Origin of the sequence: Pectinatus brassicae, from assembly GCF_014201835.1 — a bacterium.
Classification (GTDB): Bacteria; Bacillota; Negativicutes; order Selenomonadales; family Selenomonadaceae; genus Pectinatus; species Pectinatus brassicae.
Genome location: NZ_JACHFH010000008.1, coordinates 56,861 through 68,756 on the forward strand (window position 1 = coordinate 56,861; position 11,896 = coordinate 68,756).

At 35.5% G+C, this 11,896-nt stretch carries 11 protein-coding genes; 3 read left to right on the forward strand and 8 right to left on the reverse strand.

Going from position 1 to position 11,896, the window contains the following annotated elements; all coding sequences use genetic code 11:
• The first annotated feature begins 5 nt into the window (after nt 1-5).
• The gene (gene rplQ, locus HNR32_RS04480; protein ID WP_183860089.1) at nt 6-341 is read left to right on the forward strand and encodes a 50S ribosomal protein L17; all 336 of its coding nucleotides are present in this window, start codon (nt 6-8) and stop codon (nt 339-341) included.
• A gap of 124 nt (nt 342-465) precedes the next feature.
• Here rplQ and HNR32_RS04485 read toward each other — a convergent pair whose 3' ends face one another.
• The gene (locus HNR32_RS04485) at nt 466-1,545 is read right to left on the reverse strand and encodes an HD-GYP domain-containing protein (RefSeq protein WP_183860092.1); all 1,080 of its coding nucleotides are present in this window, start codon (nt 1,543-1,545) and stop codon (nt 466-468) included.
• A gap of 207 nt (nt 1,546-1,752) precedes the next feature.
• On the opposite strand from HNR32_RS04485, the gene HNR32_RS04490 reads away from it, so the two are divergent.
• The gene (locus HNR32_RS04490; RefSeq protein WP_183860094.1) at nt 1,753-2,820 is read left to right on the forward strand and encodes a tartrate dehydrogenase; all 1,068 of its coding nucleotides are present in this window, start codon (nt 1,753-1,755) and stop codon (nt 2,818-2,820) included.
• A 70-nt stretch (nt 2,821-2,890) separates the two neighbouring features.
• Here the strand turns inward: HNR32_RS04490 and HNR32_RS04495 are convergent, their stop codons facing one another.
• The 7 genes from HNR32_RS04495 to HNR32_RS04525 all read right to left on the reverse strand — a co-directional run bounded on the left by HNR32_RS04495 (nt 2,891) and on the right by HNR32_RS04525 (nt 10,439).
• Entirely contained in the window at nt 2,891-4,036 is a 1,146-nt protein-coding gene (locus HNR32_RS04495; RefSeq protein ID WP_183860096.1) for a [Fe-Fe] hydrogenase large subunit C-terminal domain-containing protein, read from the reverse strand.
• A gap of 303 nt (nt 4,037-4,339) precedes the next feature.
• Nucleotides 4,340-4,822, reverse strand: a complete 483-nt coding sequence (gene sufU, locus HNR32_RS04500) for a Fe-S cluster assembly sulfur transfer protein SufU (protein WP_183860098.1) — start codon at nt 4,820-4,822, stop codon at nt 4,340-4,342.
• Nucleotides 4,812-6,023, reverse strand: a complete 1,212-nt coding sequence (locus tag HNR32_RS04505) for a SufS family cysteine desulfurase (protein WP_183860101.1) — start codon at nt 6,021-6,023, stop codon at nt 4,812-4,814. The genes sufU and HNR32_RS04505 overlap by 11 nt, the downstream gene beginning before the upstream one ends.
• Nucleotides 6,010-7,083 carry a SufB/SufD family protein gene (locus HNR32_RS04510; RefSeq protein WP_183860103.1) on the reverse strand — a complete coding sequence of 358 codons (1,074 nt, stop codon included), beginning with the start codon at nt 7,081-7,083 and terminating at the stop codon, nt 6,010-6,012. The genes HNR32_RS04505 and HNR32_RS04510 overlap by 14 nt, the downstream gene beginning before the upstream one ends.
• Nucleotides 7,083-8,501, reverse strand: coding sequence for a Fe-S cluster assembly protein SufB (sufB, locus tag HNR32_RS04515; protein WP_183860105.1), 1,419 nt, complete (start codon nt 8,499-8,501; stop codon nt 7,083-7,085). Before sufB ends, HNR32_RS04510 begins: the two co-directional genes overlap by 1 nt.
• Nucleotides 8,494-9,258 carry a Fe-S cluster assembly ATPase SufC gene (gene sufC, locus HNR32_RS04520; protein WP_183860107.1) on the reverse strand — a complete coding sequence of 255 codons (765 nt, stop codon included), beginning with the start codon at nt 9,256-9,258 and terminating at the stop codon, nt 8,494-8,496. Before sufC ends, sufB begins: the two co-directional genes overlap by 8 nt.
• Nucleotides 9,259-9,491: 233 nt before the next feature.
• Nucleotides 9,492-10,439 carry an L-lactate dehydrogenase gene (locus tag HNR32_RS04525; RefSeq protein WP_183860110.1) on the reverse strand — a complete coding sequence of 316 codons (948 nt, stop codon included), beginning with the start codon at nt 10,437-10,439 and terminating at the stop codon, nt 9,492-9,494.
• Nucleotides 10,440-11,064: 625 nt separating this feature from the next.
• Between HNR32_RS04525 and HNR32_RS04530 the strand changes: the two genes are divergently transcribed.
• Complete coding sequence (locus HNR32_RS04530; protein WP_196611140.1) at nt 11,065-11,895, forward strand: energy-coupling factor transporter ATPase; 831 nt, start codon at nt 11,065-11,067, stop codon at nt 11,893-11,895.
• Nucleotide 11,896 lies beyond the last annotated feature (1 nt).

Here is an 11,896-nt window from a genome sequence, read left to right on the forward strand (position 1 = left end):
ACAAATTGAGAAAGTTAGGTCGTAACAGCAGTGCACGTCGTGCTCTTTTTCGCAGCGTTTTAACAGCATTGTTCACGCAAGAGCGCATTGAAACAACTGAAGCTAAAGCAAAAGAAATCAGTGGTCTTGCTGAAAAAATGATTACTTTGGCAAAACGCAACGATTTACATGCACGTCGTCAAGTTATTGCTGACTTACAGGACGAAGCAGTTGCTAGAAAATTATTTGACGAAATAGCACCTGGATATAGCGAACGTCAAGGTGGCTATACTCGTATTCTTAAACTTGGACCTCGTCGCGGTGATGCCGCTCCGATGGTTATTCTTGAATTAGTTAAATAAATTTATGCGGGTGATGCCTGTTATAAATTAAATATTTGATAAGAACTGTCTTATGGCGGTTCTTATTTTGCTAAAATAAATAAGGGATAAGCAATTGCTTATCCCTTATTTGCGTTATAAACATTTATTTTATAACATAATGAATATTTACATCCTTTAGTGTTGGTAGATTTAAAACAGTGCCATTATCAAGCTGTACAATAGATTTTGATGGCTTATCACGATTTATAAAGACCACACGACCTTCTTGTTTATTGCTCAGCATTACACGGTGACCAGATAAAAAATTCATCATATGATCTCTAAAGATTAGGCTTATCTTGGGATCAAAGCAGTATAATCTATCACGGATATTGTCTAGACTGGCATATGGACTGGTAGCACCAGGAAAATCACAATTAATGGTCAATGATTCATCAAATAAATCAGCTACAGCGATAATTTTAGCGTAAGGATGGATATCATCAGCACCTAAATGCATTGGATAGCCAGAACGATCTGTTCGTTCATGATGATGAAAAATGCCGAATAAGATACTTTGTGAAATATTTTCTTTTTTTCGTGCTAACTCATAGCCTAATTTAGTATGGGTTTGATAAAGCTTATAATCTGCTGGCGAAAGTTTGTAAGGCTTATTTAATATTTCCGGTGGTAGCTGCGACTTGCCAACATCATGGAGTAAGCCAGCCAAGGCAACCGCAGTAATGCTTTCCGTTGAATATTTAAGCCATTTGGCAATTAATGCCGAGATAGCACTTACATTAACGCAGTGACGAATGGTGTAGTCATCGCATACCGGCAAATCATAAAGTTTATCAATAATATTGATATTCTCAGCATCGGTGATATTATTCACAATATCATCAGCTGTTTCCGAAAATGCTTCTACTGGAATATCCTGAGTTTGCCTTATGGAATCAAAGGTCTTTTGTATTACATCTATCGATTGATTATAGGTATTTAAAAATTTTTCAATATTAGGATTGGTAAAGGGATTATCAGCAACTTCAGCAACAATATCAACTTTGGTAATATCCCATTTTCTTAATTTTTTTATAAGTTCAGTATTGATAATAGTTCCGGCATTAGCTAATATAGATAGATCTTTAGAATAAACAGTATGAGCAAGTTCCATACCGGGTACGACAAATTCTATGTTTTCTTCAAAGCTTTTTTTATTGATAGATGAATTTTTTGTATCCATTGCTAACACGCTCCCTTCAGATATTGATGCAAATAAAAAAATTGTGTAATGAATTATTGTATATACTATTTTTTATTATATCATATTAGAATATAAAATATTCTAAAAAAATACATTATTTAATAAATATAAAGGATAATATATTGATTTTTCTTCGGATAAAGTTTATTCTTAAAATTATTATAATAATAAAGAAGGAATAAATATATGAAAAACTACAAGATAGCAGTTATTGCGGGCGATGGCATAGGAAAAGAAGTAACCGATGAAGGCATAAAGGTCTTGCAGGCAATTGAAAAATTGGATAATAGAATGGCATTTTCTTTTGAATATTTTCCCTGGGGTTGTGAATACTATAAAAAAACAGGTAAAGTGATGGATGTAGATGGGCTTGATAAATTAAAAGAATTTGATGCCATATATTTGGGTGCTGTAGGTGCTCCCGATGTGCCCGACCATATATCTCTGCGGGATTTATTGATAAAAATAAGACAGGGTTTTGATCAATATGTAAATTTACGGCCGGTAAAATTACTGCAGGGAGCGCCATGTCCATTAATTGGGAAAAAGGAAAACGATATTAATATGACAGTTGTGCGGGAAAATTCTGAGGGTGAATATGCTGGTACTGGAGACTGGCTATATAAAGATAAGCCGCAGGAAGTGGTACTTCAGACTAGTGTATTTTCTCGTATGGGTACAGAACGAATTATTCGTTATGCTTATGAGCTGGCACGTAAAGAACATAAGAGCATCACAAGTATCAGTAAAGGGAATGCCCTTAATTATTCGATGGTATTTTGGGATAAAATATTTGCTGAGGTGGGAAAAGAATATCCTGATGTTAAGCAGTACAGCTATCTGGTAGATGCAGCAGCAATGTTTTTCGTAAAGGATCCGGCGCGTTTTGAGGTAGTAGTAACTTCTAATTTGTTTGGCGATATATTGACGGATTTAGGTGCAGCTATCGCTGGTGGAATGGGACTAGCTGCTGGTGCCAATATCAACCCAGAGAAAAAATTCCCATCAATGTTTGAGCCTATTCATGGTTCAGCACCTGATATTGCTGGCCGGGGAATTGCCAATCCAATGGCGGCTATTTGCTCAATAGCACAGCTGCTGGAATTTTTTGGTGAAAAAACTTGGAGTGATAAAATAATCGCTGCAATTGAAAAAGTCTTAGTTGACAAAAAAGTATTACCAGCAGATTTTGCTGGAACAGCAGCAACAAAAGAGGTTGGATCGGAAATAAGACGGCAATTAAGAATAATATAATAATAAATAATGCTGAAATAAGCAGAGAAAGCTTATTTCAGCATTTGTGGATAGTGCTTATAAAATAGTTTTATACTCCAGCTTTTTGGCAAGAAGCTGGAGTATTTATTTTTCGCATAAAGAAGCTGGTATCGCTTAATAAATCATCTAATGTAGTAAAATCCAAACGTTTTAATAGCTCTAATACATATGGATTATCAAGAGGGGTCTTATATAAGGATTTTTGTCCATAATCATTTACATAATCACGGGCAGTTTCTTTTTGTATTAATGATTTAGGCCCGCCGACGCAGCCGCCAACACAGCCCATGCCTTCAAAAAAATTAGCAGTGGTTTTATGAGTTATTAAATCTTCCATCATCTGCTTACAGGCTGGGATTCCATCGGCATGTTTTGCGGTTAATTCGATTTTGCGATTAGGATTAAGGCGAGCCAAAGTAGCTTTTACAGCAGAACTTACGCCACCAGCACGGGCATATATTCTTCCAGCTTCAGATGAAAATTCTTTGACAGAATTTTTTTGTGCATAAAGATCAATATCTAATAGTTCAAATATTTCTTTGGCTTCCTGGAAGGTCAGAACATAGTCAATAGCATCATCAATATCTTTTTCTCTGGATTCTGCTTTTTTGGCGATACATGGACCGACAAATACTGTTAAAGCATCAGAGTGCAGTTTTTTTACAGTTCGTCCAGCAGCAATCATGGGAGATACAGAAGGCGGAATATTGGGGATAAGGGTTGTATACATTTTTTTTATCATTGCCAGCCACATTGGACAGCAGCAACTGGTCAGCATAAAATCCTGTTTAGTTTGTATATGATGGTCAAATTCAAGCGCTTCTTTTAATGTAAGAATATCAGCAAAAACAGCAACCTCCAATAAACCATCAAAGCCGATAGTTTTAAAAGCAGACCGGATCATTCCTGGGCTTATACTGCTGAATTGTCCGAGAAAAGCTGGTGCAATAAGGACAAATGCCGTTTTTTCTTTATGCAGGCTTAAGGATTGTAAAACGGCAAGACTGTCCTTGGAGATTTTTTTGCCAGTTTTAATAATTGTATTATCGGTGTTTACTAGCTGGTTCAGTTTCCATTCAGGCAAATGTTTTTCCGGCTTAAAAAGACAGTCTAACTGTGTAGGATCATAGATAAAATCACGTTGGCTGCTGGATTCTTGTAAGGCCTCTTGATATAATTCCTGGATTGTTTTCATTTATGAAACTCCTTTAACAATTATATAATAAATAGTATTGCTATTTCTAATAATCTTCATAGGTATTGAAATATTATTAACTTTATATTTGGAAAAATAAAGTTAATAAATAATATTAACTTTATCTACTACTAACTATAATTAAAAAAATAATTAAAAGCAAGATTTATTTTAGTATTTTACTATTAATAGTGAAGAAATATTAGAAAATAAGGATATAAATATAAAAAAAATAATGTTGAAATAAGTTTGGCCTATACTTATTTCAACATTATTTTTAAAACAAGATGTTTTTAAAAGCAGTTAGTTTTTTTGTTTGTCTGTAAGCATTTGATTTAATGTATGCCAGGCAAGCACTGCACATTTTACTCGGGCCGGCATATGGGCAATATCCTTTAGGGCCAGAGCCTCATCAAGTTCTTCTAATTTATCTTCATCGGTTTCCTCACCGCGTACCATTTTTATAAATAAATCAGTAAATTCAATTGCTTCATCAATTGTTTTGCCAATGACAAGATCAGCCATAATATCGGTAGATGCTTGTGATACAGCACAGCCCTGTCCATCGAAAGCAACGTCTTTAATAATGCCGTCTTCGACATTGATTTCTAAAACTATTTCATCGCCGCAGCTGGGATTAATCCCTTTTTTAACAAGAATAGCATCACTTTCGCACTGAGGATTTATGGCAGTTTGGCAGTCACTGGCATTACTGAGCTTATGCTTATGGTCGGGGTGGGTATTGTGTTCCATTAGAATATCATTATAAATATTATTAAGCGCCATGAAAATAACTCCTTATATATTTTACTCGTTCTATAAGTTGGTGAATATCTTCGTTATCATTATAAAAAGCCATGCTAGCACGGCAGCAGAAATTGCATTTTAGATAGCGCATCAATGGCTGGGCACAGTGATGCCCGCCACGGATGGCAACATCGCCGGAGTCCATTAAGCTTGCTACATCATGGGGATGAACTCCTTCAATATTAAAAGCAATAACGCCATGGTGCAGTGCGGGATTTTTGCTGCCATAGATAGTGACATAAGGCAGTTTACTTAATTCATCACCAGCTAATTTTCCTAGAGCAGTTTCCCTTTCAATAATAGTGTCATAGCCAACAGACTCCATAAAATCAATAGCAGCAGAAAGACCGACGGCACCACCAACGTTTTGTGTGCCAGCTTCAAATTTATAAGGAAGTTCAGCGTAGGTTGCCGTTTGCTCATCTACATAGTCAATCATTTCGCCGCCGGTAAGAAATGGCGGCATTTTTTCCAGATATTCCTGTTTGCCATAAAGAACGCCAATTCCCATAGGCGCATACATTTTATGACCGGAAAAAGAATAAAAATCGCAATCAAGTTTCTGTACATCAATTTTTATATGGGGAATAGCCTGGGCGCCATCAACAGAAACAATTGTTTTATTAGCGTGGGCAATTGCAGCTAATTCTTTTATATTTTGTTCTGCTCCCAAAACATTAGAAACATGGGTTAATGATAAAATTTTTGTTTTAGTAGACAGCTTGTTTGTTAATTCGTCAGTAGTGATAATACCATCTTCATTGGGATAAAGATAAACTAGTTTAGCGTGATGACGTTTTGCTGCCTGCTGCCAGGGAATCATATTGCTATGGTGTTCCATTATAGATATAAGAATTTCATCATCAGCCTGTAAAACAAGATCGGATAAACTAAAAGCGACAATATTAAGTGATTCGGAAGCGTTTCTTGTATATATTATTTCCTGTTCTTTTTGGGCATTGATAAATTTGGCAATTTTTTTGCGGGCGTTTTCATAGGCATCAGTAGCTTTTTGTGATAATTCGTACAGACCGCGCAGGGGGTTAGCATTTTCCTGTTTATAATACTCAGCAACAGCATCAATTACCATATCAGGCTTTTGGGTTGTAGCAGCATTATCCAGATATGCTAAAGACTTATTATGGCGCATTATGGGAAAATAGTTTTTATATAGATTCATTACATAGCACATCCTTACTGTAGTTATCAATTTTTGCTGCTAAATTTGCTGGTAAAATATTTTTTAGGCGGCTAAGTGTTGATTCAAGAAATATTTGGCGGGCGGCTTTTTCATTAATACCACGGGATTTTAAATAAAATAATGGTTCTTCATCAAGGGTACCAATCGCAGCACCATGATTACCGGCAACATCATCTTCATCGCAGAGAATAAGCGGGACGCTTTTGTTTTTTACTTTATCACTCAGCAATAAAACATATTCACTTTCATTACCGCTGGCGCCTTTACAGCCACGATGAAAATCAATAGTACCACGGGCGGTTTTTTTGCTGCTGTCTAAAAGTATACCGGTCATTTTTATATCAGAAGTGCTTTTGCTGCCATAATGACAGGCAACATAATTTAAATCGATGTCCTGTTCGCTTTGACCGATGTAATCAGCATAAATTTCGACAGATGATTTATAGCCGGTTAAATTGGCAGTTACTGAGGCAAGTGCTGTTTTGCCGCCTAAAGGTATCTGATGGATTTTTATATGGGCTTCATTATCAAGCTGGGCAGTAATATTGTTAAAAGCAATGCTGCTTTGCCCTGACAGCTGCAAAAATGTAATATTTGCTTTGGCGTGGGCAGCAGCTTTGATACGAATAAGATCGGCATATTGACCATGGGCTTTTACCGCAGCAGATACAGAAATAATAATATTAGCAATACTATTTTCTTCTAGAATGATATCAAATAATGCAGTTAATTTATCATCATTATGCATAGTAAGATCAATGATAAGCGGCAGATCATTATGCGAATTTTTATTTACAACGATTTTTTTTCGTAATGAGGCATTTGCCATAATATAATTAATGACTTTATTATTACTGCCAATTACAGGTAACTCATCAGAGACAGCAATATCTTTAATATTTATATTGTTGGTGCTGCCTGTAATATTAGGTTCTATTTTACTGTCAGCAGTATTAGAAAGTTCAATCTGCTTATAATTAACATTGAATCTATTCCAGGTTAGAACAGGCAGCTCATTAGCGTGTAAAAGAGTGTTCATCAGCCTATTCCTCCTTCCATTTCCAAACGGATTAAATTATTCATTTCCACGGCATATTCCAGCGGCAGTTCTTTGGAAATAGGATTGGCAAAACCATTTACAATTAAAGTTTTTGCTTCATTTTCGCTGAGTCCGCGGCTCATTAGGTAGAATACGGCATCGTCATCAATACGGCCGATGGAAGCTTCATGACCGACATTGACATCATCACAGCGTACATCCATTACTGGTATGGTATCTGAGCGCGATTTATCATCGAGCATCAAGGACTGGCATGATACGCTGGCTTTGCTTTTATGCGCGTTTTCAGTGATGGTAACAGCACTTCTAAAAGTACTTATACCGCCAGATTTTGAAAGAGACTTGGTATTTACCACCGAGGAGGTATGAGGTGCGTTATGCAATATTTTAGTTCCTGTATCGAGATTTTGCCCTTCACCAGCAAAAGTAATACCTGTGAACTCTGATTTTGCGTATTCACCATTTAAAATTGTCATTGGATACAGATAAGAGGTATGTGAACCAAAAGAGCCGGATACCCATTCCATGATGCCGTTTTTTTCTACTTTGGCGCGTTTAGTATTTAAGTTATACATATTTTTCGACCAGTTTTCAATGGTTGAATAACGTAAATGGGCATTTTCACCGACGAATAATTCAACACAGCCGGCATGCAGATTGGCTACATTATATTTAGGGGCAGAACAGCCTTCAATAAAATGCAGATCAGCACCTTTATCGAGTATTATCAAAGTATGTTCAAATTGTCCGGCTCCGGGAGAATTCAGACGAAAATAGGACTGCAGCGGAATTTCTACTTTTACATAGGGCGGCACATAGACAAAAGAACCACCGGACCATACAGCACCATGCAGGGCAGCAAACTTATGGTCAGAAGCGGGGACAAGGCGCATGAAATGTTTCCGTATCATTTCAGCAAACGGGCCGCTAAGCGCTTCTTCAATACCGCTGTAGATAACGCCTTTTTTAGCAACAGATTTTTGCAGATTATGATAGACTAGCTCTGAGTCATATTGAGCACCAACACCGCCTAATGCTTTTTTTTCAGCTTCCGGAATACCAAGACGGTCAAAGGTGTCTTTTATATCTTCGGGGACTTCATCCCAATTGGCGGAAAGTTTTGTGTTGGGGCGGACGTAGGTTACAATGTTGTCAATATTGAGTTCGCTGATATCAGGACCCCAGTTGGGAATGTGCAGTTCATTATATGTCTGTAGGGATTTTAAACGATGTTCCAGCATCCAGGCTGGTTCATTTTTTTTAGCACTTATTTGTCGTACTATTTCTTCGGTGAGACCAGAAGAAAGTTTTTCAACATCTTTCTCTGCTTTAGTAAAATCATACAAACTGCGGTTGATTTCTGTTATTGGAGCAGTTTTAGTTAAAACCTCAGGCATTTTTATCACCTACTTGTATTTCAAAACGGGAAAAACCATGTTCATTTATTTCATTTATTAATTCGCTGCCGCCTTCAGCAATTATATTTCCCTTAACCAGAATATGGACTTTATCAATGTTTAATTTATTTAAGATATGCATATTGTGGGAAATAATCAGCATGCCTTTTTCTTTATCTTGCTGGAATTCATTAATTCCTTTAAGCATTATATTAACAGCGTCAACATCAAGCCCGGAATCAGTTTCATCTAATATTGCCAATTGGGGTGAGAGCATTAACAGCTGTAGCATTTCAACTTTTTTGCGTTCACCGCCGGAAAAGCCCACATTGAGATCACGTTCGAGATATTCTTTTTTTAAGTCTAAGATTGTTAAAATAGAATTGAGCTTTTCGCGAAATTGCTTATTAGTTAGTGGAACAGCAGAATTTTTTACTGCTGAACGCAGAAAACTGTATAAACTTATGCCGGGAATTTCTACGGGATTTTGAAATGATAAAAATATACCTTTTTTGGCTCTTTTATCGGTAGCAAGAGCCGTTATATCTTCATCTTCGAATAAGATATGTCCATGTGTTGTTTTGTAAGCCGGATTAGCTAATAAGGAAGAACCAAATGTGGATTTTCCAGCACCGTTTGGCCCCATCAGTACATGTGTCTCGCCTTTATTTATGGTAAGATTTAAATTTTTTAAAATAGCAATATCATCTGTTGATGCAACAGAATAATTATTAACCTCTAGTAATTTTTCAGACATAAAAAGCACTCCTTAACAGCAATAATAGTATTTCTTGTATATTAATCATTTAAATATTATTTATTTGATAAGATATCATCTTAACAATATTATACTACTAAGATATAATATAAACAATAGTTATTTTTAGGTGATAGGATATAAAAAATAATTTATAAAAAAATACCACAAAAAGCGCCTGCCAGTATAATCGGCAGACGCTTTTTAATACTTTTTATTGAATTGTAATTATATTAGCAGCTGGCTAAGGCTTTTCTTACACTATCCGCAGACGCGTAAAGAAGTTTTCTTTCTTCATCAGTAAGTTTTACTTCGAAAGATTTTACAACACCCTCAGCACAAAGCATACGAGGAATGCTTAAGGAAACATCGGTTAAACCATATTCACCTTCAAGTGGAGCAGACATCGGTAAAATAGTATGTTCATCATAAAGAATTGATTTTATGAAGCGGCAGGCAACCATAGCAATACCAGTATTGGTCCAGCCTTTTAAGTTAATGATATCATATGCTACCTGAACGATTTCATCTTCGATGGCTTTACGTTCAATTTTATCAGAGAAATTAAAGCAGTCATCAAGATGTTCTAATGGCATACCAGCGATATTTACCGTGCTCCATGCTGGGAAAGCAGAATTGCCATGTTCACCTAAAATATAACCATGGATATTTTTAGGATCAACATGATAATGATTAGCTAAAATACGACGGAAACGGAAGGTTTCAAGCATTGTACCTGTACCAACAATTTTCTCACGAGGATAATCAAATTTAGTGGCAATACAATGAGTTGCTACATCTAAAGGATTGGTAATAGCAATTATCATGGCTTCTTTGGTGTATTTGGTAATTTCGGTCATGATACTGCCCATGATTTTGGAATTGGTTTTAGCTAGGATAAGGCGATCAGGAGTTTCACCCGGCCTGATGCTAGGACCGGCGGTGATAATAATTATGCCGGCATCTTTACAATCGGCGTAAGTACCACTATGGACATTGATATTAGTGCTATAGATACAAGATGTTGCATGGCTGGCGTCGAGTGCTTCGCCTTTAGCTTTATCGGCGTTAAGATCAATTAAAGCAATTTCTGATGCCAATTGAAAATCTGTGATTTTGTTTAAAATAGCGGAGCCTACATTACTAGCTCCAATAATTACGACTTTACCTCTTTTAATCATGAAATACTCCTCTCAATTATGCAGTAATATAATCACAGAAAGCATTATCTGTAATTATGTTACTGGAAAAATTCACTAATTGTTGAATTCCTTATGAAATTTATAATACCTGCACTATTAATTTAAATATAAATAAAATTTATATTTAAAATGTAAAAAAATATTATATTGAATTGCAGGTTAAATAAAAAAAATGCAGGTAAAATTGTGCCATATAGTAAAAGCGATGTCAAGGCATTAAACAATAGAGTAAAAATTATTATAATTATAAAAAAAAATTATGGTAGACTTAAAAAAACATAATTTAAGAATAACAATTCTTACAGCAGTAATAACATATTACATTATACTGTAAGTATGTATTATTAAAAATTATAATAACTAACACAAATAATAACTATTACGTATTGAAAGAAAAGGATTTACATAGAAAATGATTTGTATTAATATGAATAAATTTAAAAATAATAAATGAAACTTATTGTTAAATGCAGTACTGCAAAAAAATATTTATTGTTCTGCGAAAAAAATAATAAAAAAAGAGTATAAAATTAATTGCAGATGGGTAATAATGACGAAATATGTTATTATGAAGGTATACTAAAAAATGCAAATGGAGATTATTATGCAGGGAATAGAAATAAAAAATCTTACATATAAATATAAACAAATAAATGGTGAAGAAGAAAAGGCATTGGATAATGTCAGCCTGAATTTAAATAAGGGGGATTTTGTTGCCATTATAGGCATGAATGGGTCAGGTAAATCAACTTTAGCACGTCATCTCAATGGGTTATTAGTTCCCTCGGAGGGAAATTGCGTTGTTGATGGCATAAATACTAATGAGGAAGAAAATATATGGCAGGTGCGAAAAAAAGTAGGCATGGTATTTCAAAATCCTGATAACCAGATTATTGCGGCAATTGTAGAAGATGATGTGGCCTTTGGTCCAGAAAATTTGGGAATAATGCCAGCAGAAATAAAAACAAGAGTAATAGAAAGCTTAAAAGCGGTAAAAATGGAGAATAAACGCAAATTTGCGCCGCATCTTTTATCGGGTGGGCAAAAACAGTTAATTGCCATAGCCGGTGTTTTGGCAATGCGTACAGACTACCTTGTTCTTGATGAACCAACCGCTATGCTCGATCCCTCTGGTCGTCAGGCAGTTATGGAGGCAGTGCATGCTATTCATGAAAAATATGGGATAACAATAATTTTAATAACACATTTTATGGACGAAGCGGTAGATGCCGATAGAATAATAGTAATGCATAAAGGAAAAGTGGCAGCAGATGGCAGCCCAGCAGAAATTTTCAAGAATGCGGCAAAGGTTAAAAAAATGGGTTTGGATTTACCATTAGCGGCAGAATTTGCTGCTAAATTACGGCAAAAAAAAGTGCCATTGTCAGAAAATATTTATCGTGATGTAGAGTTAATAAGGGAATTGAATAAATAAA